At 61.5% G+C, this 24142-nt stretch carries 23 protein-coding genes and 4 tRNA genes; 6 read left to right on the forward strand and 21 right to left on the reverse strand.

All coding sequences use genetic code 11. From position 1 onward, the window contains the following. Positions 1-6: 6 nt before the first annotated feature. From nusG to ACRTG1_RS11895, 6 genes are all read right to left on the reverse strand, one after another. Positions 7-534 (reverse strand): transcription termination/antitermination protein NusG, encoded by a 528-nt coding sequence (nusG, locus tag ACRTG1_RS11870; protein WP_113155299.1) that lies wholly within the window; start codon positions 532-534, stop codon positions 7-9. Between the two features lie 29 nt (positions 535-563). Continuing rightward, entirely contained in the window at positions 564-767 is a 204-nt protein-coding gene (secE, locus tag ACRTG1_RS11875; RefSeq protein ID WP_113155300.1) for a preprotein translocase subunit SecE, read from the reverse strand. A gap of 331 nt (positions 768-1098) precedes the next feature. After that, positions 1099-1174 (reverse strand) — tRNA-Trp (locus ACRTG1_RS11880). Between the two features lie 230 nt (positions 1175-1404). Continuing rightward, the gene (gene tuf / locus ACRTG1_RS11885; protein WP_206547510.1) at positions 1405-2580 is read right to left on the reverse strand and encodes an elongation factor Tu; all 1176 of its coding nucleotides are present in this window, start codon (positions 2578-2580) and stop codon (positions 1405-1407) included. A gap of 212 nt (positions 2581-2792) precedes the next feature. Next, a complete protein-coding gene (locus tag ACRTG1_RS11890) occupies positions 2793-3302 on the reverse strand; it encodes a DUF2867 domain-containing protein (RefSeq protein ID WP_432516338.1) in 510 nt (169 codons plus the stop codon). Between the two features lie 123 nt (positions 3303-3425). After that, positions 3426-3647: a hypothetical protein gene (locus ACRTG1_RS11895; RefSeq protein WP_113155302.1), complete on the reverse strand. Its 222-nt coding sequence runs from the start codon at positions 3645-3647 to the stop codon at positions 3426-3428. 421 nt (positions 3648-4068) lie between these two features. Here ACRTG1_RS11895 and ACRTG1_RS11900 point away from each other — a divergent pair, with 421 nt between their 5' ends. From ACRTG1_RS11900 to ACRTG1_RS11910, 3 genes are all read left to right on the forward strand, one after another. Beyond that, positions 4069-4830 (forward strand): hypothetical protein, encoded by a 762-nt coding sequence (locus tag ACRTG1_RS11900; RefSeq protein ID WP_432516339.1) that lies wholly within the window; start codon positions 4069-4071, stop codon positions 4828-4830. After that, entirely contained in the window at positions 4823-6241 is a 1419-nt protein-coding gene (locus ACRTG1_RS11905; RefSeq protein WP_432516340.1) for a hypothetical protein, read from the forward strand. Before ACRTG1_RS11900 ends, ACRTG1_RS11905 begins: the two co-directional genes overlap by 8 nt. A 64-nt stretch (positions 6242-6305) precedes the next feature. Next, positions 6306-7382: a helix-turn-helix domain-containing protein gene (locus ACRTG1_RS11910; RefSeq protein WP_432516341.1), complete on the forward strand. Its 1077-nt coding sequence runs from the start codon at positions 6306-6308 to the stop codon at positions 7380-7382. Here ACRTG1_RS11910 and ACRTG1_RS11915 read toward each other — a convergent pair. From ACRTG1_RS11915 to ACRTG1_RS11930, 4 genes are all read right to left on the reverse strand, one after another. Then, entirely contained in the window at positions 7345-8376 is a 1032-nt protein-coding gene (locus ACRTG1_RS11915; protein WP_432516342.1) for an alpha/beta hydrolase family protein, read from the reverse strand. The two genes, ACRTG1_RS11910 and ACRTG1_RS11915, sit on opposite strands and share 38 nt — an antisense overlap. 593 nt (positions 8377-8969) lie before the next feature. Next, complete coding sequence (locus ACRTG1_RS11920) at positions 8970-9911, reverse strand: toll/interleukin-1 receptor domain-containing protein (protein WP_432516343.1); 942 nt, start codon at positions 9909-9911, stop codon at positions 8970-8972. Positions 9912-10644: 733 nt separating this feature from the next. Then, positions 10645-10718: transfer RNA gene (locus tag ACRTG1_RS11925), tRNA-Gly, on the reverse strand. Positions 10719-10749: 31 nt separating this feature from the next. Next, positions 10750-10834 (reverse strand) — tRNA-Tyr (locus ACRTG1_RS11930). A 187-nt stretch (positions 10835-11021) separates the two neighbouring features. Between ACRTG1_RS11930 and ACRTG1_RS11935 the strand changes: the two genes are divergently transcribed. Further along, entirely contained in the window at positions 11022-11870 is an 849-nt protein-coding gene (locus ACRTG1_RS11935; RefSeq protein WP_317088187.1) for a TrmH family RNA methyltransferase, read from the forward strand. Between the two features lie 72 nt (positions 11871-11942). On the opposite strand, the gene ACRTG1_RS11940 is transcribed toward ACRTG1_RS11935, so the two are convergent. From ACRTG1_RS11940 to ACRTG1_RS11965, 6 genes are all read right to left on the reverse strand, one after another. Next, positions 11943-12854: a Csu type fimbrial protein gene (locus tag ACRTG1_RS11940; protein ID WP_432516397.1), complete on the reverse strand. Its 912-nt coding sequence runs from the start codon at positions 12852-12854 to the stop codon at positions 11943-11945. 146 nt (positions 12855-13000) lie between these two features. After that, positions 13001-15406 carry a fimbria/pilus outer membrane usher protein gene (locus ACRTG1_RS11945; protein WP_432516344.1) on the reverse strand — a complete coding sequence of 802 codons (2406 nt, stop codon included), beginning with the start codon at positions 15404-15406 and terminating at the stop codon, positions 13001-13003. Continuing rightward, positions 15375-16085, reverse strand: a complete 711-nt coding sequence (locus ACRTG1_RS11950; RefSeq protein ID WP_432516345.1) for a fimbrial biogenesis chaperone — start codon at positions 16083-16085, stop codon at positions 15375-15377. The genes ACRTG1_RS11945 and ACRTG1_RS11950 overlap by 32 nt, the downstream gene beginning before the upstream one ends. 26 nt (positions 16086-16111) lie before the next feature. After that, complete coding sequence (locus ACRTG1_RS11955; RefSeq protein ID WP_432516398.1) at positions 16112-16597, reverse strand: Csu type fimbrial protein; 486 nt, start codon at positions 16595-16597, stop codon at positions 16112-16114. Between the two features lie 513 nt (positions 16598-17110). Further along, positions 17111-17461 (reverse strand): hypothetical protein, encoded by a 351-nt coding sequence (locus ACRTG1_RS11960; protein WP_432516346.1) that lies wholly within the window; start codon positions 17459-17461, stop codon positions 17111-17113. A gap of 190 nt (positions 17462-17651) precedes the next feature. After that, a tRNA-Thr gene (locus ACRTG1_RS11965) sits at positions 17652-17727 on the reverse strand. Positions 17728-17888: 161 nt separating this feature from the next. Here ACRTG1_RS11965 and ACRTG1_RS11970 point away from each other — a divergent pair. Together ACRTG1_RS11970 and ACRTG1_RS11975 are read left to right on the forward strand one after the other, a co-directional pair. Beyond that, positions 17889-18662 carry an NAD kinase gene (locus ACRTG1_RS11970; protein ID WP_113155311.1) on the forward strand — a complete coding sequence of 258 codons (774 nt, stop codon included), beginning with the start codon at positions 17889-17891 and terminating at the stop codon, positions 18660-18662. A gap of 163 nt (positions 18663-18825) precedes the next feature. Continuing rightward, a complete protein-coding gene (locus tag ACRTG1_RS11975; protein ID WP_432516347.1) occupies positions 18826-20268 on the forward strand; it encodes a DEAD/DEAH box helicase in 1443 nt (480 codons plus the stop codon). Positions 20269-20359: 91 nt separating this feature from the next. On the opposite strand, the gene ACRTG1_RS11980 is transcribed toward ACRTG1_RS11975, so the two are convergent. From ACRTG1_RS11980 to sufD, 5 genes are all read right to left on the reverse strand, one after another. Continuing rightward, positions 20360-20686: a TfoX/Sxy family protein gene (locus ACRTG1_RS11980; RefSeq protein ID WP_206546257.1), complete on the reverse strand. Its 327-nt coding sequence runs from the start codon at positions 20684-20686 to the stop codon at positions 20360-20362. 9 nt (positions 20687-20695) lie between these two features. Next, positions 20696-21076 carry a Fe-S cluster assembly scaffold SufA gene (gene sufA / locus ACRTG1_RS11985; RefSeq protein ID WP_113155314.1) on the reverse strand — a complete coding sequence of 127 codons (381 nt, stop codon included), beginning with the start codon at positions 21074-21076 and terminating at the stop codon, positions 20696-20698. Between the two features lie 98 nt (positions 21077-21174). Then, on the reverse strand, positions 21175-21564 hold the full coding sequence (locus tag ACRTG1_RS11990; RefSeq protein ID WP_206552399.1) for an SUF system Fe-S cluster assembly protein: 390 nt from the start codon (positions 21562-21564) through the stop codon (positions 21175-21177). A 5-nt stretch (positions 21565-21569) separates the two neighbouring features. After that, positions 21570-22811, reverse strand: coding sequence for a cysteine desulfurase (locus ACRTG1_RS11995; RefSeq protein ID WP_432516348.1), 1242 nt, complete (start codon positions 22809-22811; stop codon positions 21570-21572). 56 nt (positions 22812-22867) lie between these two features. Further along, positions 22868-24139, reverse strand: coding sequence for a Fe-S cluster assembly protein SufD (sufD, locus tag ACRTG1_RS12000; RefSeq protein ID WP_206547500.1), 1272 nt, complete (start codon positions 24137-24139; stop codon positions 22868-22870). Between the last annotated feature and the right edge of the window lie 3 nt (positions 24140-24142).

Here is a 24142-nt window from a genome sequence, read left to right on the forward strand (position 1 = left end):
ACACGGTCAGCCCTTTTCGACCTGACCGAATTCCAGATCGACGGGCACTGCCCGTCCGAAGATCGACACCTCGACCTTGAGGCGCGAACGCTCCTCGTCCACTTCCTGAACGAAGCCGTTGAACGAAGCGAACGGACCGTCGGAAACGCGAACCTGCTCGCCGATCTCGAAGGTAACGGAGGGCTTCGGACGCTCCACGCCTTCCTGAACCTGCGTCAGGATGCGCTCTGCCTCGGCTTCGGTAATCGGAACCGGCTTGGCGTCGCCCAGAAAGCCCGTCACCTTCGGGGTGTTCTTGATCATCGAGAAGACAGCGTCGGTGAGCTGCGCCTTCACCAGGACGTAACCCGGGAAGAACTTGCGCTCGGCATCGACCTTGCGACCGCGGCGCACTTCAACGACCTTTTCGGTCGGAACCACGACCTGCTCGATCTTGTTATCAAGACCTTTCTGGCGTGCCTGCTCCTCGATCGACTCTGCGACCTTCTTTTCGAAATTCGAATAAGCGTGGACGATGTACCAACGCGCAGTCATTTCAATCGCACTCCGTCTATCGTCCGCAATCAGGCACCGATACCGAGAATGATCTCGATACCCCAGGCCATGAGCTGATCGGCAGCAAAGAAGAAGATCGCCGCCAGCGTGGCGAATGCGATGACCATTACCGTCGAGATCAGGGTCTCACGCCGCGAGGGCCACGTCACTTTTGCGGTTTCGGACCGAACCTGCTGAAGAAACGTGAAAGGATTCGTGGTTTTCGACGCCATGTGCCGCTCTTGATTCTATCGTCTGGTAACCCAGACTGTTTGTTATCCCCGAACTGGCCGGGAGACGCACCCGAGACCAGGAAAACCCGGCCTTCGGGCAAGAGCAAAATCCGAAAAAGCGAATCGCTTTTCGTAATCCACCCATACGACAAAGGCGCGTAAAGCCGCGTTCCCGGCTCCACGCACCGCGTGTCTGTTCGCCCTACATAGAACCGAAGTTCGATTCTTGCAAGCCCCAACGGAAGCTTCCGACAGGCGCTTACTCAACGAACTCGCTAAATGGGATCTCACCAAACGGGATCTCACGAAACGGCTCTGGCGCAAAATGCGCTGGCAGGGGCAGAGGGGCTCGAACCCCCGACCTGCGGTTTTGGAGACCGCCGCTCTACCAACTGAGCTATACCCCTGCATTCCCGTGCGCTGCTGCACACTGTAGGCAGGCCGCTTCCTAAGGGCTTCCGACGCGTCTGTAAAGAGACTTTAGCGCAGGTTTTGCGCCATCCACGTCATTTGTTTCCCTGAGGGTTTCGTCAAGGCGGATTTCCACCCTGCCCCGGCCCTTTCAAAACAGGCTCCGGGCAAAAGAAAAGGGCGGCCAGAGCCGCCCTTTCCGCATTCAACACTGCCGGGGCAGAGCTTACTCAATGATGGCTGCGACGATGCCGGCGCCGACGGTGCGGCCGCCTTCGCGGATAGCGAAGCGCAGCTTCTCTTCCATCGCGATCGGAACGATCAGCTCGACGTCAACGGCAACGTTGTCGCCAGGCATGACCATCTCGGTGCCTTCCGGAAGATGCACAACACCCGTCACGTCCGTTGTACGGAAGTAGAACTGCGGACGGTAGTTGGTGAAGAACGGCGTGTGACGGCCACCCTCTTCCTTCGTCAGGATGTAGGCTTCTGCCTTGAACTTCGTGTGCGGCTTGACCGAACCGGGCTTGCACAGCACCTGGCCGCGCTCAACGCCTTCACGGTCAACACCACGGATCAGCGCGCCGATGTTGTCGCCTGCTTCACCCTGGTCGAGCAGCTTGCGGAACATTTCAACGCCCGTGCAGGTCGTCTTCGTCGTCGGACGGATGCCAACGATCTCGACTTCCTCGCCGACCTTGATGATGCCGCGCTCGACGCGACCCGTCACAACCGTACCGCGGCCCGAGATCGAGAACACGTCTTCGATCGGCATCAGGAACGGCTGGTCAACCGGACGCTCGGGCGTCGGGATGTAAGCGTCGACTTCTTCCATCAGCTTGCGGATTGCGTCCTCGCCGATCTCCTTGTTGGAGTCTTCGAGAGCTGCAAGAGCCGAGCCCTTGACGATCGGAATGTCGTCGCCCGGGAAGTCGTAGGACGACAGAAGCTCGCGAACCTCGAGCTCAACCAGCTCGAGAAGCTCTTCGTCATCGACCTGGTCGACCTTGTTGAGGAACACGACGATGGCCGGAACGCCAACCTGACGCGCAAGCAGGATGTGCTCGCGGGTCTGCGGCATCGGGCCGTCAGCGGCCGAAACCACCAGGATCGCGCCGTCCATCTGTGCAGCGCCCGTGATCATGTTCTTCACGTAGTCGGCGTGGCCGGGGCAATCGACGTGGGCGTAGTGACGGTTCTCCGTCTCGTACTCAACGTGCGCGGTCGAAATGGTGATGCCGCGGGCCTTCTCTTCCGGCGCGCCGTCAATCTGGTCATACGCGCGGAACTCACCGAAATACTTCGTGATCGCCGCCGTCAAAGACGTCTTGCCGTGGTCAACGTGACCAATCGTGCCGATGTTCGCATGCGGCTTCGTACGCTCAAATTTACCTTTGGCCATTGCAACTTCCTTTGGCGCCCTGGATGCGTTTGGGTTTCAGATGCGCGGCGATTAACGACAAAGGCGCGAAATTACAAGCCCCTTTGCCGTTTCGCCCCCGTCGAACCGCGCCCTTTGCCCGAAAGAGCGTCCCGTATGCCACATGCAGGGAGCCTCTTACCGAAGATTGACACACGCCAGGGTGGCAACGCCACGCAGCACGAACGGATATTTCAGGCCACGATGCGACGCACCGTATTGGCCACGATCAGCTTGTGAAACGGCATGATCGTCAGGAGATAGAGCCATCCGAACGGATTGTGCGGACGCACCAGTGTGGTGCACGAAACGCGTGTGCCCGGCCCGGCGGCCGGATCGGTCTCCACGATCAGCCGGAAGTCCAGATGCCGGTCGTCCGTCCCCAGTACGATTCGCCGGGAAGAGCGTTCAAGAACCGGAAACGGGGCCTGCTCCGTTCCAACCACCTGGTCCAGGGCGTCTTTCCCGGTCTTCAGACCGAAAGGCCGGACGATCACATTGCGCCAACGCATGAGCGTCCCGATCCAGCGCGGCGGGCGCGCAAAGGCCCGCGTCAGCGCGGCGCTTGCATCGAAAGTGTCTTTTGAAACGCCGGAATATGTATCGGAGAAACCTGCACCGGGCAGCGTCAGCGGCGCTTCGGCCCGGCCCGTCTTCGACATCAGCCCCATCTTCGAGGTCAGCCCCATCTTCGAGGTCAGCATGACGCAGTTCCTTGATGCATTCACCGCACGGGCGAACAGACCGGAGCATCGTGCCGCACATTGGCAAGGCCTGCCAGTGTGCGGCGAAAGAATGCGGCAAACGGGCGCACAGGCCCGGTCCGGCTAAACGTCGCCGGAGGTCAGAAGCGCCAGCACGAGCATGTAGCAGCCGACAATGCCAAGCGCCGGCAAGATGATCGCCGGATAGCCGAAGAAGTAAATGGCGATCGCCCAGAATGCGAGCAGGTTGAAAATGAAAAAGACCTTCTCCGCCGTATCGCCAAGGGATGCGCTTTTAAGCATCCAGCCAAACACGGGGATGGAATAGATGAGCTTCTGAACCATTGGGGGAGCCTTTCGAATGGTACATACGGGTCGGTGCCTGGGAGGGCTTTGTCTCTTCGGGCGCGGCTGCCCGAAGACGGATCGACATGGCGCGCAGACGCCACGCAGGGCTGCGGGAATGAAGCGTTGCCGCAGCACGCGGGCCAATGCCGGATGCGCAAATGCAGCCATCGCCAGTTCCCATTCGCCCGAGCGACTGCCAGAAATGTAGGGTCGAGGCAATCGATCGGACACCGGCTGCGACAAAGAGTGCGGCTTCTCCCACAGCCCGATTGACGCACCCTGCAGAGCACGCATTTCGCGCCTGCGATTGAACGTCGCAGCAGAATCTGCAAGCTTTCAATGAATAGCTCCCGGCCCAAGCCATCTCCCGCCTCAAACGGCTCCCCGCTCAAGACGATGCACCAGAAAGAAGCCCCGGATGGATAGTCTTCACGTCAAGACACCGGCAAAAGCGCTCTACCCACTGACTGCGCGGGAAGCCCGCGTCGCGCCCGGGCAGATCGTCGAAAAGGACGAGGGGCTTTACGTCTTCACCATGAAGGATGGCCGGGACATTCTCATCAAGGCGCCAAAGCGCGGGCGCGTGTGCCCACCCATTTTTCCATCCGGGACCACGCTCGACAGGCCTATGCCCTTCCTCACACTCGAGCCCCTGCCCGAAACCGCGCCGACGCCAAGGGAGCAGGCAAGAGCGCCGGAACCCACGCCAGAGACGCAACCTCCTGAAAAACGTGCAGGCGGGCGCTGGCTGGCCGCCGCCGTCTCGCTTCTGCTGCCTGCTCTTGCAGCCTTTGCCGCCTTCCTCCTTTGCGAACTGGCATTCCCGGACTTTTTCGAAGACGCCATCGCGGCGCGCTGGGGGCTGATCCTCGCCGCCTTTCTTGCCGGCGTCTGGTTCTCCACCGGCATCGCCGCGCGTCTTCACCCGTCGCCCAACAGGCTCGCCACAGCGGGAACAATTGCGGCAGGGCTTCTTGCCGTCATCTTCCTGCTGCCCGCAGCCCTCATCTCCGAGACGCTGGAGGACAACGGGATCCATGTCGATCTCAGCCCGGCGCATCTGTTCAACCCCAGCGCCTATGGCGTGGTTCTCGAAGACCCGGCGCGTCACTCAAACGGCGTCACGCCCACGCCGTCCGCAAGGCAGGCCCAGGAATTTGCGAGCTGGCTGAATGACTAGACCTCTTCTCTTTCTGATGCTCCTGTTTCTGGCGCTTTCTCCCGCGCGGGCGCAGCAGGTTCTGACGTTTTCAGCCGATGGCGAGCGCGTTGCCGGCGAAGGCAGCAGCGGCGATGGCGCGGAGCTGCGCTTCGACTGGGAGGCGGAAACGAAGATCGGCCAGCTTCTGGGCGAGCCGGTGGTCTCGGCGCGTTTTCGATACGCGCTTCAGGGCGGCACGGTCACCCTGCCCACCTCAACGGCGCTTGGGGCGTCGCACTACGAAACGCACAGCCTCGCCAGCCTGCCGCGCAGCGCCATGGATCTGATCGAGCTTTACGGCGTGCGGCTACGGCTCGATTTTCGCGGCGATGAAGGCAATTTCCACCTGATCGTCGATGTCGGCCGCCCCGGTCCCGCCGGCGACTGGTCGTTCAACGTGCCGGGCAGTCCCGACTGGGGAACGCTGTTTCGCGGACCGGGCTCCACGCTCGACGATCCGCGCTATCTGAGCGCCGACCGCGCCCGCGAAGAAGTGCGCCGTGGCCTGACACTCGCCGCAGGTTCCATTGTTGAAGCCCATGTCACCCTGCTCCGCCTCCACCAGTGGTACGAACGGGAGAACCCGGACTACCATCTGAAGGCCTATGGCGCGGCCATCCGCCATCTGGAGGACGGCGTGCGCGTGAGCTACGGCTATAACGAGACCACGCCGGAGGCGCTGGAAACCGTCTTCATCAAGTCGGTGCGCGACAGGCTCGATTTCGTCGCCTCCTACGAGCGCCGTTACCGCAAACTGCTGGACATTCCGGACCGCTTTCGAACCGGCGGCAATCACGCCCCCTATGAGGTCGCGCGCGATCAGGCGCGCCGCATGATCATCAATGCCCGCGAAAGGGCTCCGCGCTTTGAAAGCGATCAGGTGAACCCGGGCGCGCTCCATGATCGCGGCCACCCGCCCCGCTTCGACGGCAGCGGGGTCGCCGCAGCCGAACCAAAAGGCAGCACCGGCCAGCCGAAAGCGCCTTCCGGGGCCGATCAGGCGGAAACGGACGGGTGTCGCGTGCGCCTGTTCCAGCATTGCGAGAAGCCGTTCAACGGGACAATCGAGAAGGCGATGTTTGTCGCCTTCCGCTCTAGCGACCTTCCGGCGGACCTCTGCGACACCGGGTTCATGGCGCTCGGCTACCAGCGCAAGACCGACGATTTCACCCACCCGCTCGATTTCCCGGCGCAGCACATGTCTGAGATGCAGGGGCTCCTGCGTGGCTTTGCCCGTCACATGACGCGCGAGCACCCCGAATGCCGCATCGGCGCGGCTTCCAGCCCCACACTGCAGATCGTACCGCCCGACCCAGCCCATTCCCGCTGGACCTGCACGACCGATCCGAAACCGCTGCCGCACTCGGTTCAGATCTGCTCGGGGTTCTGAAACACACAACGCCTCACCGCCGATCCGCCCTTTATCCACGCGCCCGGCGCCGTATAGATAGCGCATGATCCTGATCCCCCTGCCCGCCATCGTCGCGCTCCTGCTGGGCTTTGTGCTTTGCCTGATCGCCCTGAAGCGAGAGCGCAGGTTCCGGCCCATCATCGTGTTTCTCGCCGTCAGCACCGCCCTGATGACCGTCGTCAGCCTGCGCTGGAGCTTCGACGCGCCGGTTTTCCGCTTCCTCCAGCCCGTGTTCGCCGCACTCCTGCCGGCAACGGCGTGGCTTTGCTTTGCGGGCCTTGAGGGCGGCGCGCGTCGGCCCGCCTGGCCGCACTACCTGCCCGGCGCGGTCATCCTCGTGCTTTCTCTTCTGTGGCCACGTTTCCAGACGCCCATCGACGCCCCGCTGGCCTTCCTGTTCTTTGGCTATGGCAGCGCTCTGATGTGGCGCGGACTGCAGGGCGAAGAAAATTTTGCAGGCGCCCGGCTCGGTGCGGCCGTCGACCCCGGCCGCGCGGCAATGTTTGTCGGCGCCCTGCTTGTCTTTTCAGGCATGATCGATCTGGCCATCGCCTTCGACTTCGGCCTTGCCGGCGGTGCGCATGCCGCAACCATCGTCAGCATCGGCAACATGGCTGTGCTGCCCCTGATCGCATGGGCAGCACTCGCCGTCGCGCGCAGCCTGCCCGAGACCGAAGAGCCCCCGGCAGCAGAAGCCACCGCGCGCGTGGAAGAACGGGATCAGCCCACCGCCGACGATGCGCTTGTGCTGGCCGCAACCCATCGGGTGTTGAGCGAGCGCCAGCTCTATCGCGATCCAGATCTCACACTGGAGCGGCTGGCGCGGCGCGTCGGCATTCCGGGGCGGCAGATTTCGCAGGCAATCAACCGCAGGCTCGGCCGGAATGTTTCGCAGGAGATCAACCAGTGGCGCATCTGCGAGGCGATGGCGCTTCTGGAAGAGACCGACCGCCCCGTCACCGCGATCATGTTCGATTGCGGCTTTCAGACGAAATCGAACTTCAACAACACGTTCCGCCGTGTGACCGGCCTTTCGCCCAGCGACTGGAGACGCCGGGCGAAAGAAACCTGCGAAACGCGCCTCAGCGCAGCGAAAGCGAGCGGCCCAGAAACGCCGTGATCCGGTCCAGAACTTCCGCGTGAATGGCGGCGCGGCCCCGGCCCGCGCCATCGCGGCAGACGATCCCGTCACCCGGATCTTCCGCCTCGATCATGGCCGCCGCCCCCGGCTTGCACAGCTGCAGAAAGCTGAAATGCATCGCGTCCGGGAGCATCACCCATTCCGTGGTGTCTGCGGGAAGGTGCTCCGCCAGCCATCCGCTTTCCAGCTCCGCAGGCCGATCCCCGATATCGACACCGGCCCCGATCAGCAGCGCCGGCGCATCAACACCGCCAAGGCTATCAGGCGTAAAGCCGCGCGCAAAACCGGGATCGAGCGAGACAAAGGCGCGGATGCGCGGATCGTGCATATCCTGCCTGAGACCGGGTGCATCGAGCTTCAGATCACCCATATCGTTCAGATCGCTTGTCGGACAGGCTCTCGAAGCAATGCCCGACGCGCAGTCGCGCGCAAACAGATCCGGATCGAACCGGCCACCCGCCAGCGCCGTAACGGTCCAGCCACCGAGCGAATGGCCGATGGCCGCGATCCGCTCCGGTGCGATGGAACCGGCAAGGGCCGGCTCCTCCAGCACTGCATCGATGACCCGGCCCAGATCGCGCGGCCGCTCCCAGAGCATGGCCGCCTGCCGTCGATCACGATTGAAATGCGTGGTGCCGGGATGATCCGGCGCGGCGACGGCATAGCCCTCATCGGCAAGCGCGACCGCAAGCCAGCTGAGATTGCGCCAGGTGCCGCCATAGCCATGCGAAAGAACGACCAGCGGATGCGCACCCGCCGAAGGCTGCGCATCACGCACAACGCGCCCGCCGACGAAGGCCGGCGTTTCCCCCACCACCACCCCGGGCGCACCGCCCTTAGCCGGATACCACAGCGCAACATTGAGCGGCCGCGGCCCCTCACCGCCAATGCCGACAGTGCGAAACCCGACATCGGCCTGCGCAGCGGAACCCAGAAAAACCAGCGCAACCGCGCTGAAGCAGATCTTGAACATTTCAGGTCTCTCCTTGGATCAGATCCGGGGAGGCATAGGGACCGGAAACGGGGTCGGAGACCTGAAACACGTTTCAGGACGGGTTGGTGGAGGCGTGTTTTGGTTGGGCCTATCAGCGGACGGATTTGTGCCGCATGAGCGGTGCGGCGCTGACACCGAATGAAGACGGACCTTAGTTTCGTTTGAATGCGTGGCTCTGGTACGTCCCGACAGGTGCACTCTCGAGCATGCCCAGCTGGATAACGAATATCCCGGAGAACCGCCACTCTGGGGCCATCAGGTGACTGGCGGCTAGCTGACATTGGTCGGTACAGAATACGTCGATACTTGCGGCCCATTTCGGTCATAGGGCACCGTCTCGATCAATGTCAGCTTCGCGTCCCCATATCGGACTCTCACACAGTTTGTGAGTTCACCGAAAGCGGACATACGGCTCCTTCGAAGCGCCTGAGAGCCGGAAGACCAGAGATGTCGTTGAAGGCCCATGATTTCGGCGACTTTCGATGCAGGTACGAACATTGGAACGTCGAGCTCATAGTGGATGTACCTCTCGCAAGGCAGGTAACGGAGTGGCGAGTTAAACCGCCCCTCCGCTATTTGTCTTTCTTGCCAGTAACAGCTGACACAATTTGAACGACCATGTTTACAATCTGTGGATCGATCTCCGACGTGTCTAATGATGAGAACGTCGAAGTCCTGTCGATATTCCAGTGCTGGAAAACTTCCCTGATTTCGGTACCGCTGGACCGTGTGCCGTAAGCGCGGAGGTAAAACTTGCCGAATTGAATGGCGTGGATGCGGTCCGATGATTTGAGGGACTCGCTCATATACGACTTGCCGAGCGAATATGCATACCGGGCAAGTGCAGCGAGTATGGCGATGGTGATAATATTCAGGAGCGAAAGCGAGACTGCCTTGGCATAGTCGGAAGGTGCCGTTGTCGCGCTAACAAGCGAGTATGCTAGGTATGCGGTTGTCGCTAAACCGGCGACGAGACTTACGAAGCCAAGGAAATACCAAGATTTCGCCGAGGACTTGTGCACATTCTCATAGTTTTCTTGTGTCTTAATCGCCTCATCAACGAAGTCCGCAAGATTGCTCTGAACCGCTGCCGCGAGTTCTTTTGTCTCCACCTCTCTCGCGGCGCGCCGGCCTTCAAATGCAGAGATAGCTGCTTCAATATCAGGGACAACTTCGGGAAGGGGGAGATCTTTGGCAAAGATTACCTGAATATCTTGAATGAAGAGCGGGAGCTGCAAATCGCCGAGCACAATCGGCAGTATAAGTAATTTTCCTGAACTTTCTGCATACGCTCGTGCCGTTCCGAGTTCCATCATCGGATACTGTGAGGTCATCGTATGCTCAGATATCAGGATTATGAACACTTCGGCCGACTTCAGGCCTTCGTTCAATTCAGTGCGCCAATTGATACCTGCCGCGAGCTTCGTACCCTCAACCGTGATTTGATGTCCCGCAATGCGCAGTTGGTGCATCAGCGCTTGGGCATATTCATCGTCAGCCCGTGTATAAGACACGTAAATTCTCGACATCGGCTCCCTCAAACGATTCAGGTGTTTACCCCAACTTCAGGCAATTTGAAGGAGACGAGGCCGCTGTGAGAATGGCCCTGTTTCCCGTAATTCATAATACCTGTCGTCACTCCACAAGGCCATCTTGTAAACTGCTAGCAGCTAGTCTCGCGTACAGGTACTCGACCAACTGCGGCTCTTCACAAGGCGGCGAGTTTCGTCTGTTTTCTTATTCGGATCGAGACATATTCGGAATCTAGCACCTTGTGGTCAACGATAAGCTTTCGCCTCCCCAGATTGTCCGCGCCCGGGCTTTCTGGTCATTCGTTCCCTCCGCAGCGAATGACCGCTTTCCGCCCCTCTCTGCCACTACTGCCAATGGTATCGAATGGCGGCTTCCGTGCCCCATATCGAAAGGTTTAAACGGCTGGGATGGGCGCGCAGCATTACTGCCATTAGGTCAGCTCCCCGCAATATCCAGCAGCACCCTATCAGAACCGCCCCGCCCCCCGGTTAATTGACGCCCTCCACGCGGTCCCAAACCAAGGTTGCACATTGTGATCCCCGCGCTTGGGATGACTTCTAGGTAGCGCCCGCCCGTTTCTGCTAAAGCTCCCCCGTTCCACAGCGAGACAGGCAAAACCAGCTTACGCTCAAGCCATAACCAGCCACCTTGCCAGCCCAAAGACACGGCAAGCAAACGCCATCACTAAATTCAGCAATTTTTGAGGAGGCAACCTGGAGCGGGTAGCGGGAATCGAACCCGCATATTCAGCTTGGAAGGCTGCTGCTCTACCATTGAGCTATACCCGCCGGGGTTCGTTGCGCTGGCTCTGGGAGACGGTGGTGGAGGGAGCTGGATTCGAACCAGCGTAGGCTTAGCCAACGGATTTACAGTCCGTCTCCTTTAACCACTCGGACACCCCTCCGTTTCCGTCAGAGCTCAGCGACGTGGCGTGAACTTCGTGTGGGCAAATCGCCCCGCTCAGTCCCGCAATGCGCGCCTTATGCAGAGACCGCTTCGAAGTGTCAACCGCCTGTCGCAAATCTGGTGTCAAAAATTTTCAGAACGCAAATCCTGTTTCCACAATCGCCTAGCGCGCCTATAGAGAACGCATGAGCGACGATCAGAATTCAAAGACCCCGAAAGACAGCCATTACGCACGCCTCCGGCGGGCCCACAGGGACCGTACACAGCAGAAGCAGGGCGATGGCAAAAGCGATTCCCGACGCGGCGAAGGCCCGCGCGACGGCCTTGTGCGGCTTTATGGCCTGCACACGGTGCGCGCCGCCCTCGACAATCCACAGCGTCGAATCAAGCATATGCGCATCACGCGCAACGCCGCTGCCCGGCTGGAGCTGGGCGAGCCCTCGGCCCTGCCCTTCCCAGTGGAGATCGTCGAGCCGCGCGCCATTGATGGCCTCACCGGGCCGGACGCGGTGCATCAAGGCGTTCTGATCGAGGCGGAACCGCTGAAACCAAGACCGCTCGGCGATCTGGAAGGCGCAGGCCTGGTGCTGGTGCTCGATCAGGTCACCGATCCGCACAATGTCGGCGCGATCATGCGCTCGGCCGTCGCCTTCGGCGTCAACGCGCTTGTCACCACGGCGCGGCACAGCCCCTCCGAATCGGGTGTGCTCGCCAAGGCCGCCTCCGGCGCGCTGGAGCATATCGACCATCTGACCGTGCGCAATCTGGCCGAGGCGCTGGAAGAACTCTCCGCCGCCGGCTTCCAGACCATCGGTCTCGATTCGGACGGGCCGGCCCAGCTTGAGGCCACATTCGCCGCAGACCGCATCGCGCTGGTTCTGGGCGCGGAGGGCAAGGGGCTCCGGCAGAAGACACGCGACACCGTCACCGCACTCGCCCGTCTCGACATGCCCGGCGCAATCCGCTCGCTCAACGTTTCCAATGCCGCCGCCGTGTCGCTCTATGCGGCGCGCCAGTATCTCGGCAGCCGCTAAATCGCCCCGCGTCCTCCCGGACGCGCAAAGGACGATCCGGTTCACTGATGGAGCATCGGATCAATCCGGTACTCAGTAAGTAACGGTCACGACCACCGTGTCCGTGTAGGTTCCCGGCGAAGGCGTCGTCTGCGGCGGCACGCGGCCATAGACGGTCAGCACCTGCCCGCTGCCGCTACCCGTGCCGGGCACCGCCTCGCCCGGAATGGCGGCCAGCCCCCAGGGCAGGCTGCGCGCCGCATCCTGATAGAGCCCGTAGGTCACCGTCTCGCTTCCCTTGCTCATCAGCCGCGCCGCCGGCGGCGCTGCGGCCTGCCCGCCATCGAGCCCGACCGTGTAGGCGGTGCCGGGCGTACAGGTCACCGTCACCCCGCCCGTCGTGTCCACATTGCCCGTCAGAACGCCATGGGCGCCGAAATCCAGATCCTGCGTGGCGACGAGGCAGTTGTCGGTAACCGAGGCCGTCACGGTGAAGGACGGGGACGCCGTCTGGCCCGACAGGTTCGAACAGTCGCTCAGAAGCGTGTAGCGATAGATGAAATTCACATCCGCGCCTGAAAAGGCGGACAGATAGGTTCCCGCCGGCACGGTCGACTGGCTGCCGAACACCTGGCCATAGAGCGTGAAACTTGCCGATCCGCTGCCCAGCACGCCGAGTGTCAGGTCGAGCGTCGGCGGCGTGGCGGCGAAGCCCCAGAAATAGGAACCCCACACCACCGTGCGCCCGGCGTCGGAATAGAGCTGGTAAGCGAGTGTGTCGCCGCCGCTCGCCATCTGCCGCGCAGAGACGGTCGCGCCGCCGCTGCCCGCGCCAATGCTCGGACAGATCAGGATACGCGTGAGCGAAAGGCCGGTGCAGTTCACATTGATCGTGGCCGTCCCGTTCACCGCCCCGCCTGAAAGCGTGTCGACCGCGCCGAAACTCATGTCGGAGATGGTGAAGTTGCAGCTTTGCGCACGCGCCTGCGAAAGCGCGCCCAGCATGAAGGCGAGGAAGAGCAGAGCTGCGAGAAGCGCCCTTTCCCGGCCTGGAGGGTTTTCGCTTTTCGGCGGATCGCGAAAACGCTCCAACATATTGTTTTTACGCCATTTTGGACGAAAAACCGGTTCCCTCTTTTTCTGAAATTGCTCTAGCGGCATGGCACCGCCTCCAGCTGCACCTGCTCGCCCGGCTGTGACCGATAGGCGAAGGAGGCAGCGCAGACCTGCCCATCGGGCAGCTCGATGCGCACGGCGTTCTCCCGGCCAAGCCCCGTCAGATAGGTCGCGCCATCATAGCCGATGAAGAAGGCGTGGCCCTGAAACGCCCCGACCGATCCGACGGGAAGCGACGCGCCTTCTCCATCCACGAATGAAACGAGCGCGCCACGCGCCTGCCGCTCAACACCGAAGGCAACCGCAACCCCGCCCTTGCGCGGCGGCACGGCGCTCGTCGCAGTCATCGGGATGTCCGCATCGAGCGGCAGATCCGCCGGGTCGATGGAGAAGGCGTTTTCCTCATTCGCCACCAGATCGGGAACGAGCAACCGCCCCCACCGGTCGCTCGTTCCGACGGGACGGTTTTGATGGGAAACCGAAACACCGGGCGCGCCGGTATCGACAACGGCGAATGCCCCATCAATGCGGTTTGCGACAAATGCCCCGCCGCCTGCCAGAACCAGAGCGCCATCGAGCGACGCTTCGGCCTGAAACGCGTCGTCGCGCTGGTAAAGCGCGCCCTCGATGCGCCCGTGCCGTCCGCGATAGCTGAGCGAGGCGGAACGCTCGGAACGCCCGCCCTCCACGCTTCGCAGACGCCAGCCGAAACTCCCCTCTTCACGCGTTTCCTGCCGGGAGAGCTGCGAGACCAGACGCGTGCCATCCGGGCGGCTTTCAATGCCGCTGGAAACGTTGAAGTTTTCTCCAAAAGCGATTGAAATTCCGCCGAAAACGCCAAAATTCTCTTTTTCCTCGGCATCAACAAAACCGGTGAGATAGAAATTGCCGCGACGGGCTATGCGCCGGCTGTAGGACAGCGAGAGAATGCGGCTGCTTTCGCTGTGCGCATCCTCGATATGCGTATAGGAGAGGCTGAGGGTCGAGGGATCGAAGCGCAGCGGGATGCCGAGCGATATCTGGTCGATGGCGCGCGGAACGCCGGCACCCAGCCAGCGGGCTTCAAGATCGCTGCTCACCGGCAGCGCCGTGACCGATGCGATATCGTGATACGCGCCGAAGCTGCGTTGCAGCCGCCCGCGCAGCGACCAGCCCTCAAAGCCCAGCTCTACCGATCCGTTGACGAGACCGCCGCTCTCACCATCGAAATGGCTTGCCGCAGCCGCGAGAGAGGCAGCGCCATAAGGACCGATGGGAAAGGCGATGCCCGCACCGCCATTCACCAGCCCGCCCCCGCCTTCCACATGGCCTTCCAGCGTCAGCCTGTCGGTGAGGCCGTAGCGCATGCTGGTCGACGCCATCAACCGGCTGTCGTAATCGGAGGAGCGGCTGCCGAAGGCGCGGCGGGGAAAACCCGCCTCAAACGAGAAGTCGAACAGTCCGCGTCGCAACAGCCGCGTCGAGGCGTAGAAAGGCAGTGTGGCCTCGGTCTCGCGCCCCTGCGCATCGCGCAGGACGATGCGCGCCGACCCGGCGCCGGAAACAGCCGGCAGATTGACCAGTTCAAACGGACCTTCATCGACGGCGCCGGAAAAGCGGCGCGTGTTGTCGGCATAGACTTCAAGCGTCGATGGAACGGCCGCCGTGCCCGAAAAGGATGGCAGTGGCAGCGTGACCAGATCAGGGCGCAGGCCGAAATTGCGCTGCAGCTGCACGCCGCCCAGATAAACGGGCCGTGTCCAGGCCAGACCGCCGCTCACCAGATCGCCGGCGCGCCAGGTCAAAAGGCGCTCGTCGTCATCGCGGGTCCAGCTGGTCGCAAGCCGTGTTAGCCCATCGAGCTGACCATCCGTATAGCCGGCGAGAAACGATTGGCTGAACGTGCCGTGCGGACTGAAGAGCCGCGCCTCGAAACTGCCGGAGACGCCCTTCAGAAGCCCGGTCTGCCCGCGCTCGAATGAGTGCGAGGTGGCAAACAGCGCGTAGTTCAAAAGCGCCCCATAGATGGAGCGACCGGCCTTGCGTTCGTCATCGGCATCCTGCGACAGATCCAGCGTTCTGGCAGCGCGCCCCTCATGCCCGACGGTCACAAACAGTCGCTGCCCGGCCTCATCCACCGCAACAACGAGATCAGGCAATTCATTTAAAAGAAAGAGATTTTCGCCGAATCTTGAATCCCCGCGTGGCTCGATACCCACCTCACGCAGCTCCTGCCCCGTCGCCGCCAGCTCGCCGGTCGACAGCTCCTTGAAGTTCCCGATCATCCCGACCGGCCGCTCATTGATAAACACTTCCAGATAGAGCTCGCGAACCACATCCACCACCCCGGGAGCAGTGCCGGAGAAAGCACCGCCCTCGCTGGCGCTGACGGGCTTGCCAACAAGCCCCAGCGCGATGGTGAGAAGCGCACTAGCGGCGCTGTATGGCCAGACTGGTTTCAATGGGACCGAGATGGCTTTGCGCCCGCATCACAAGCGGCCCCGCGCCAACCCTTCCACTTGTCCTGATCGGCCACTGCATGCTCGCGCCGCCAAGCACGTAACCCGTCAGGCCCTCATCCCGCCCAACCACACCGCCACCTGAAAGCAGCACGATGTCGGCAAGCCGCAATCGTGACGCGCCCTGATTGCGGGCAACCAGCAGAAGCTGCCCGTCCATCCGCACCAACCCCAGCGCGACCCGCGCCGGTGCAGCATCGGGCGCGCGGAAGAAAACCGGGATGGAGTGCCGCACCACAAGATTGACCGCCCCGGCCCGTCGCTTTGCCGGGTCGGGCAATTGATCCACCACGACGCGATAACTCTCCTCCCCGCGAACAGGCGTCCGGGCGGTGCGCACCACACGTATCGTGTAATCGACACCCGGAGAAAGCTGCGTTGCCGGGGGACTCGCAACGACATCGCGCGTGGGTTCGAAACGATCCTGACCGCCGGACTGACTCCAGCGAAAAACGCGCACCTGAACATGCATGGGCGCAGCCGCATCATTGCGCAGCCGCAGCACGGCCGCGCTATCGGGCGCAATCAGGTCGAGCGTGGTCGGCGCGACACGCAGACTGCCAGCCGAAGCAGCGGACATCTGCAACGCAAGGAACAGGACAACGAGACAACAAAAACGCATTGGCATTCCGGTCTCCCTTGGCAATCCTAATAGGTCACGGTCACCGTCACCGTGTCGGCATAAACGCCAGCGCCGGGCGTTGCCTGCGGCGGCACCCGGCCATAGACGGTTAACGCCTGCGCGTTTCCATTGCCCGTCCCCGTCACCACGTCGACACCGGTCGTGTCTCCCCACAAAACGGAACGCGCCGCATCCTGATAGAGACCATAGGAAATGGTTGCCGACGCGGGACCGGTCATCAACCGTATCGCCACGGTTGCACCTGAACCCGCGCCGGCATCCAGCCCCACCTCGTATGGCGTGCCATCGGTGCATTGGATGGAAATCGTGCTGCTCTGATCGATATTGGCGTCAATGACACCCTGCGCCCCAAAATCGAGACTTCCGACGGATACAATGGTGCATTCGGCCTGAATGGTGATCTGCACGTTCAGAGTGCTGGTCGCAGTCGCCGCCTGCGCCACAACGCCACCTGCCCAGGTCAGGAAGGCGGCTGATGAAACGAGCAATATGCAAATCCTACGCACGCTGGCTCCTCTTGGTCACGGGCGCGTTTTGCTGCCGGACTAACGGTGGCTTCGCCAAGAATTACGTATTGAGGAGAAAGTAATGCGATTCGCCCAAAAGTAGAAAAATAAATTTGTCAGCTAACTTTATCCACCATGGCGCGATATTTGAATTGATATACAACATACGGAAAATTTCACGGAAGAACATTCATGGGGATCGATCACATCGATACATTCGATTGCGCTCGGTCCCGAGATTTTTCGAAAACTCATTTCAAATTGCAAAGGACGAGTGGCGGTCCCTCAAAGCTGTCCGACTGAGAAACCCAAACCTCGGCCACGCCATGCTGGTTGAACACTCTGCAGTTACCGGCGTTCAACACCTTCGCTGCGCGATACCGCACAGGACAGCCGAAGAATTCAAGACAATTCCGGCAACCATCCACGCCAGAAGCAACGAGCATGAACGCAACCTCCTCCCTGAACCTGACCCGGCTTCAAGAACTTCTCACGCCACTATGGATTTGCGGACTTATCAATCAGATTGAGTTTTGTTGCGGCCTGCCGCATTGCCTCAACGCCTCCCAACGAGGGGTTTCCCGCGCATAGACCGGATATTTCGGCACAAAAGCTGGACTTCTGGAGTGTTGCAGAGGGCGATGAAGGTTTTGCGAGGTCGGCTTCTCTTATGTCGTTGTCCTGCATGAACCGCCTCATGAGAACGACAAACGGCAGGACATCCCCCTTAAGAAGCCCAAGGTCATCGCTAAACGAACCTTCCCTTCTGTGGCGGGCGATCTCGGCATCATGATAGGCGACGATCAGGTCCTCATGCGCTGCACCAAGCTCTTCGCAATTGAACCCCATGAGTTCGTCAGCGGTGTAGTGTTTTATCTGAGCGGGTCGCGCCCGGACGTAAAAGGCCAGAGCGAGCGCAGAGGCGCAAAAAAGCAGGCCGAATCTCGATACAGTTGGAGAACATACCGGACCGCACCCAAAATCCGGGTGAGGAAACAATCGGAGCAAAGCTAGCAAAAACAAAGCGAGAAGGTTGGAATGGTGCCCCCGGACGGACTCGAACCGCCGACCCCCTGATTACAAATCAGGTGCTCTACCAACTGAGCTACAAGGGCATCCGGCGATGCGTTAGCACAATCCGCGCTCAAGTGAAATCAAAACTGGCGACAGCCGGTTGCGATCCCCACATCAATGCAGCCGCATATGCCTTTGCACGCGTTCGCACGCATGCTAACCGATAGGCTCCTGCCTCAAGTTCAAGGGCCCTTAGATTACCATGACCCGAAAGCCGATGGCCCTTTCCTTCGTCTGCGCCGACACCAGGGACGCACAGGAAGCTGCAAAGCGCCTGTCCGCACTCTACGGCCAGGAGCGCCCCGAAGACGCGGATGTGATTGTCGCGCTGGGCGGCGATGGCTTCATGCTGCACATTCTGCGCGAAACCATGGGTGCCGGGAAACGCATCTATGGCATGAACCGCGGCTCCATCGGATTCCTCATGAACGAATATCGCGAGGACGGGCTGCGCGAGCGTGTGGCGGCGGCCATTCCCGAAACGGTGCGACCGCTCCAGATGATCGCCGTGGATGCCGACGGCAACACGGTGAAGGCGCTGGCCGTGAACGAAGTGTCGCTTCTGCGTCAGTCCTATCAGGCCGCCAAGATCCGCATCGCCATAGACGACAAGGTGCGGCTTGAGGAACTGATCTGTGACGGCGTGATGGTGGCGACGCCGGCCGGGTCCACAGCCTACAATCTTTCCGCGCATGGCCCGATTCTGCCGCTGGACGCGCCGCTTCTGGCGCTGACGCCGGTAAGCCCGTTCCGCCCGCGTCGCTGGCGCGGGGCGCTTCTGTCCAACCAGGCGACCGTGCATTTCGACATTCTGGAGCCGGGAAAACGCCCCGTAAATGCGGTTGCGGATCATACGGAGATCAAATCCGTCGTCTCCGTGACCGTGCGCGAATCGCACGATGAGACCGTTACAGTGCTTTTCGACGAGAGCCATTCTTGGAACGAACGCATCCTCTCAGAGCAGTTCCGCTATTGAACAATAGGTGACTTTACGGCAAGCCATCTGTTGACATCGGGCGCTCCAAGCCGTACGCCACCTAGGATTCGAGGCTCCATGCCTTATGAGGCGGCATCAGGCCGCAGAAACCAAAGACAGCCGAAACGTGCCAGCAGAAGAACAAGACACCGCTCAGGAAGCGTTGACATTTTCCGATCTGGGCCTGTCCCAAAAGGTCCTCTCCGCCGTGACCGACGCGGGCTATACGCAACCAACCCCGATCCAGGCGGGTGCGATACCGCATGCCCTGGCCGGCAAGGATGTGCTGGGCATCGCACAGACGGGCACCGGCAAGACGGCCTCGTTCGTTCTGCCGATGCTGACGCGCCTCGAGCGCGGCCGTGCAAGAGCACGCATGCCGCGCACGCTCATTCTGGAGCCGACGCGCGAACTTGCCGCCCAGGTCGAAGAGAATTTCGTCAAATACGGCAAGAATCACCGACTGAACATTGCCCTTCTGATCGGTGGCGTTTCCTTTGAAGAGCAGGAAAAGAAGCTGGAGCGCGGCGCCGATGTGCTGATCGCGACGCCCGGCCGCCTGCTGGATCACTTCGAACGCGGCAAGCTGCTACTGACCGGCGTCGACATCTTCGTGATCGACGAGGCGGATCGCATGCTCGACATGGGCTTCATCCCCGACATCGAGCGCATCTGCAAGCTGATTCCCTTTACGCGTCAGACGCTGTTCTTCTCGGCCACCATGCCGCCGGAGATCACCAAGCTTACGGAGCAGTTCCTGCAGGCGCCGGTACGCGTCGAGGTCTCCCGTCCGGCCACCACCGCAACCAACATCACGCAGCGCTTCGTCAAGAGCGGTTCCAAGCCGTGGGACAAGCGCGAGCGGCTGCGCAAGCTTATCGACGATGAAGGCGAGACGCTGAAAAACGCGATCATCTTCTGCAATCGCAAGAGCGAGGTTGCGACCCTGTTCCGCTCGCTGGTGCGTCATGAATATGATGCAGGCGCCCTGCATGGCGACATGGATCAGCGCGCGCGCATGACGATGCTGGAGAATTTCCGCAAGGGCAATCTGAAGCTGCTCGTGGCCTCCGATGTTGCAGCACGCGGTCTCGACATCCCGGATGTCAGCCACGTCTTCAACTTCGACATTCCCACCCATGCCGACGATTATGTGCACCGCATTGGCCGCACGGGTCGTGCAGGACGCAAGGGCGCTGCCTTCACGCTGATCACCAAAGCGGATCGCAAATATATGGATTCCATCGAAAAGCTGATCGGCCAGGACGTCGAATGGCTGGACGGAGATCTTTCGACGCTTCAGGCTGACGAAAGCCCTGAAGAGGAGAAGCGCGGGCGCGGCTCCAAGCGTGGCGTCAAGAAGGATGCCGGCGCGAAGGAGAAGCAGGGCTCTGCACAGAATTCCGGGCAGGACACCGACAGGAAGTCGCGCAAGGAAGAGATCAAGTCCGACAATGCCGAGCGCAAGGCAAAGCAGGACAGGCCCCAGCAGGACCGCTCCGAGCAGCGCCGCGACAACAGGCGCAAGCCGCGTGAAGAGGAAAACACGGTCGTCGGCTTTGGCGACGACGTGCCCGCCTTCATGAAGATCCAGGTCAAGACCTGACCCGATCCGGTCTTGTGACGAATTGAAAAGGCCGCCGCTGGCTCCTGCCTGCGGCGGCTTTTCTTATTGCGTGATGTGTCTCTTGCGCCTGTCAGCGCTTTCGGCTTCTGAGGCCAGCCTGAAAGGCCCGTTGCGCCCAGAGCGCCATCTCGTCGGGATCATCAAGGGCAGCGTCCGGAATGGACCAGTAAGGCATGGCGACAGGCCCCCGCCCCTTATGGCCCTCATAGACCCACTGGCGGCAACCGGCCTCGGCGAAATCAGCCGCGCTTTCCGCATCAGCCTTCAGAAGGATTTCGCCGCTGACCTCCAGCGCGAAGACAACACCCTGATGATAGATGCCCTTCCCGCCAAACATGCGTTTTATGGAAACGGGCCCAAGCCCGGCGAAAAGATCGTGGATCGCATCATCGTCCACGGCGACGCGTCAGGCCGCGCCGCGCGCTTCGGCAAGCGCTTTCAGGTCTGCCGGCTGAAGCTCGATGGATTCACCGCAACCACAGGCCGATGTCTGGTTCGGGTTGTTGAAGGTGAACCCGGTGCGCAGCTTGGTGACCTCGAAGTCGAGCTGCGTACCAAGAAGAAACAGTGCGGCTTCCGGCGCGACATAGACATGCGCGCCTTCATGTTCCACATGGTCGTCCTTGGGGTCCGCCTCGGTGACGAGGTCCACGGTATATTCCATGCCGGCGCAGCCGCCCTTCTTGATGCCGACACGCACGCCCTTCGCGCCCTCACGGGCGGCAACGATGTCGCGCACGCGGCCTGCCGCCGCGTCGGTCATGGTCATCACTTGAAATCGGCTCATCGAATTCTCCGTTCACGGCGAGTGAAACGCTCGCGGAAAGGTCCTGTCTTCAAGATGGGCAAGATGCGTGGCTCTTGCAAGGGCCACGCCTCACCTGCTCAGTACCAGCCAACGGCGAACTGGGCTTCCTCGGACATCCGGTCGGGCGTCCAGGGCGGATCGAAAACCATGGTCACTTCCACATTGCTGACCCCCTCGACCGTACTGACGGCGTTCTGCACCCAGCCGGGCATTTCGCCGGCCACGGGGCAGCCCGGAGCGGTCAGCGTCATGTCGATCTTCACCGAGCGATCATCCTCGATATCGACCTTGTAGATCAGGCCGAGCTCATAGATGTCGGCGGGGATTTCCGGATCGTAGACGGTCTTCAGCGCGCTGACGATGTCGTCTGTCAGGCGAGCAAGCTCCTCCTGCGGAATGGAAGACGTTTTGGCTTCCGTCTCCGTGGCCTCGACCGTCTGGTCCGTATCCTGCGGTGTCTCAGTCATCTTGTTCACCCGAAAAAACGCCGCGCTTTCTCAAGCGCTTCAGCGAGGGCGTCGACCTCCTCGCGCGTGTTGTACATGCCGAACGACGCGCGGCAGGTCGAGGTTACCCCGAAATGTTTCAACAGCGGCTGCGCGCAGTGCGTTCCTGCCCTGACGGCGACGCCCGAACGGTCGATCACCATGGACACGTCATGCGCATGAACGCCCTCGATCTCAAACGAGACGATGGCGCCCTTGTCCGGCGCATTGCCGAAGATGCGCAGCGCGTTGATGCGCGACAGTTGCTCATGCGCATAGCGCACCAGATCGGCCTCATAAGCTGCAATCGCCTCACGGCCAACGCCTTCGATATATTCAAGCGCCGCGCCAAGCCCGATCGCCTGCACGATGGGCGGCGTGCCGGCCTCGAAGCGGTGGGGCGGATCGTTATAGGTGACACTGTCGAGCGTCACGTCCTCGATCATCTCGCCACCGCCCTGGAAGGGCCGCATGGCGGCAAGGCGCTCTTTCTTGCCATAGAGCACGCCAATGCCCGAAGGTCCGTAGAGCTTGTGTCCGGTGCAGACATAGAAATCGCAGTCGAGCGCCTGGACGTCTACCGGCAGGTGGACAGCGCCCTGACTGCCATCGACCAGAACCGGAATGCCGCGCTCATGGGCAATGCGGATGATTTCCTGCAGCGGCGTGACGGTGCCAAGCACATTCGACATATGCGTAATGGCGACGAGCTTCGTACGGTCGGTGAGCGTCTTCTCGAACGCCTCGACCGTGAGCACGCCCTGCTCATCGACCGGGATCCAGGCGAGCTTCGCGCCATGGCGCTCGCGCAGGAAATGCCAGGGTACGATGTTGGAGTGATGCTCCATGATCGACAGAACGATCTCGTCGCCCTCGCCGATATTCGGCATCGCATGGCCATAGGCGACGGTGTTGATCGCCTCAGTGGCCGACTTGGTGAAAATGATCTGATCGGTGCTTTCCGCATTCAGGAAGCGCCGAACCGTTTCACGCGCCTTTTCATAGGCATCCGTGGCGGCGTTCGAGAGAAAGTGCAGGCCGCGATGAACATTGGCGTATTCATTGCTGTAGGCATGCGTGATCGCATCGATCACCGCCTGCGGTTTCTGCGCGGACGCGCCATTGTCGAGATAGACGAGCAGCTTGCCGTACACCTCTCGCGCCAGGATGGGGAAATCCCGGCGAACGGCTTCAACGTCATAACGCATAGTGTCGACCTTCTGGTCCATTTCGAACCCCGCGTGCCCGCCCCTCGCTCAGAAAGGCGGGCGTGAGTGGTTTAGCTTTAGCCGTGCTCGGCGAACCAGTCGACCAGTCTGGCCTCCAGCGCCTCGATCACGGTTTCATCCTCGAGCTCTTCGATCACCTCGGCCACGAAGGCCTTGACCAGCAGACCGCGTGCGGTCTTCTCGTCGATGCCACGCGCCATCAGGTAGAAGAGGTGCTCCTTCTCGATATCGGTCACCGTCGCGCCGTGGCCGCAGGCCACATCGTCGGCGAAGATCTCGAGTTCCGGCTTGGAGGAGAAACCGCCATCATCGGACAGCAACAGCGTGTTGCAGGCCATTTTGGCGTCGGTCTTCTGGGCGATCTTCGCAACGCGGATCTGGCCCTGAAACACGCCATTGGCCTTGCCCGTGACGACATTGCGGAAGGTCTCGGTGGAGACCGTGTCGGGCGCCAGGTGATCGAGCACCATGGTCACGTCGCAATGGGTCTCGCCGCCAAGAAGGTTCACGCCACGAAGCTTGAACTCGGAGCCCTCGCCCCGCGCCTCAACCTTCACTTCCTGGCGAACCAGTTTACCGCCGCTGTTCAGGATGAAGAGCGTCAGGCTCGACTCCTTGCCCAGCGAGGCCGTGAACTGGCCGAGATAGGCCGCATCGTCCGGCTGTTCCTGAAGCAGGATCCAGAACACATGCGCGCCATCGGCAACGTCCAGATGCGTGACGGATGATGCAAGCGCATCGCCGACACCGGTCTGGCGCTCGATGATGGTCGCCCGCGAGCCGGCGGCCGCATTGACCACGAAACGGCCATGCACCTGACCGCCCGCATGGATGTTCTGAAGCTCGACCGGACGGCTGAGCTCCGCGCCTTCGGCGATATCGAGCCAGTAGCCATCAGAAACGAAAGCCGCGTTGATCGCACCAACGGCGTCGAACCGGTCGGAGGCCGTCAGCCATTCGGCAGAAAGCGCGCCTTCCTGAAGCTTGTCGGCCAGCGTGGCGATGGTCAGGCCTTCAGGCCCGGCGGCACGGCCATGCGCTGCACCATTCAGCACGGGCAGGACCAGCGCGTTTTCGATCAGCGGATCAACAGCCTCGGCATTGGCGACCGGCTTGAAATCCGGAACAACGGACAGAAGCCGGCGCAGGTCGGTATAGTGCCAGGCTTCGACGCGGCGCGTGGGCAGGCCCTGCTTGAGAAGCTCGAGCGCCTCATCGCGACGGACGGTGACATCGGCATCGCCGGGCAGGTCAGAGAAACGGCTGGAATAGCCGTTGACCAGCGCCGTTTCGGCCTCCGTCAGCGTGTTTTGAGCATGAAGGTTCATCTC

Origin of the sequence: Nitratireductor sp. PBL-C9, from assembly GCF_050877045.1 — a bacterium.
Classification (GTDB): domain Bacteria; phylum Pseudomonadota; class Alphaproteobacteria; order Rhizobiales; family Rhizobiaceae; genus Nitratireductor; species Nitratireductor aquimarinus.

Excerpts from the sequence above, each read along its gene's own strand:
- ACRTG1_RS11960 (WP_432516346.1), bottom strand. The coding sequence starts at position 17,461 with ATGGGGTTCAATTGCGAAGAGCTTGGTGCAGCGCATGAGGACCTGATC.
- ACRTG1_RS11895 (WP_113155302.1), bottom strand. The coding sequence starts at position 3,647 with ATGGTTCAGAAGCTCATCTATTCCATCCCCGTGTTTGGCTGGATGCTT.
- sufA (WP_113155314.1), bottom strand. The coding sequence starts at position 21,076 with ATGAGCCGATTTCAAGTGATGACCATGACCGACGCGGCGGCAGGCCGC.
- secE (WP_113155300.1), bottom strand. The coding sequence starts at position 767 with ATGGCGTCGAAAACCACGAATCCTTTCACGTTTCTTCAGCAGGTTCGG.
- ACRTG1_RS11990 (WP_206552399.1), bottom strand. The coding sequence starts at position 21,564 with ATGACTGAGACACCGCAGGATACGGACCAGACGGTCGAGGCCACGGAG.
- tuf (WP_206547510.1), bottom strand. The coding sequence starts at position 2,580 with ATGGCCAAAGGTAAATTTGAGCGTACGAAGCCGCATGCGAACATCGGC.
- ACRTG1_RS11910 (WP_432516341.1), top strand. The coding sequence starts at position 6,306 with ATGATCCTGATCCCCCTGCCCGCCATCGTCGCGCTCCTGCTGGGCTTT.
- ACRTG1_RS11940 (WP_432516397.1), bottom strand. The coding sequence starts at position 12,854 with ATGCTGGGCGCGCTTTCGCAGGCGCGTGCGCAAAGCTGCAACTTCACC.
- ACRTG1_RS11905 (WP_432516340.1), top strand. The coding sequence starts at position 4,823 with ATGACTAGACCTCTTCTCTTTCTGATGCTCCTGTTTCTGGCGCTTTCT.
- nusG (WP_113155299.1), bottom strand. The coding sequence starts at position 534 with ATGACTGCGCGTTGGTACATCGTCCACGCTTATTCGAATTTCGAAAAG.
- ACRTG1_RS11935 (WP_317088187.1), top strand. The coding sequence starts at position 11,022 with ATGAGCGACGATCAGAATTCAAAGACCCCGAAAGACAGCCATTACGCA.
- ACRTG1_RS11900 (WP_432516339.1), top strand. The coding sequence starts at position 4,069 with ATGGATAGTCTTCACGTCAAGACACCGGCAAAAGCGCTCTACCCACTG.
- ACRTG1_RS11915 (WP_432516342.1), bottom strand. The coding sequence starts at position 8,376 with ATGTTCAAGATCTGCTTCAGCGCGGTTGCGCTGGTTTTTCTGGGTTCC.
- ACRTG1_RS11995 (WP_432516348.1), bottom strand. The coding sequence starts at position 22,811 with ATGGACCAGAAGGTCGACACTATGCGTTATGACGTTGAAGCCGTTCGC.
- ACRTG1_RS11970 (WP_113155311.1), top strand. The coding sequence starts at position 17,889 with ATGACCCGAAAGCCGATGGCCCTTTCCTTCGTCTGCGCCGACACCAGG.
- ACRTG1_RS11890 (WP_432516338.1), bottom strand. The coding sequence starts at position 3,302 with ATGCTGACCTCGAAGATGGGGCTGACCTCGAAGATGGGGCTGATGTCG.
- ACRTG1_RS11950 (WP_432516345.1), bottom strand. The coding sequence starts at position 16,085 with ATGCGTTTTTGTTGTCTCGTTGTCCTGTTCCTTGCGTTGCAGATGTCC.
- sufD (WP_206547500.1), bottom strand. The coding sequence starts at position 24,139 with ATGAACCTTCATGCTCAAAACACGCTGACGGAGGCCGAAACGGCGCTG.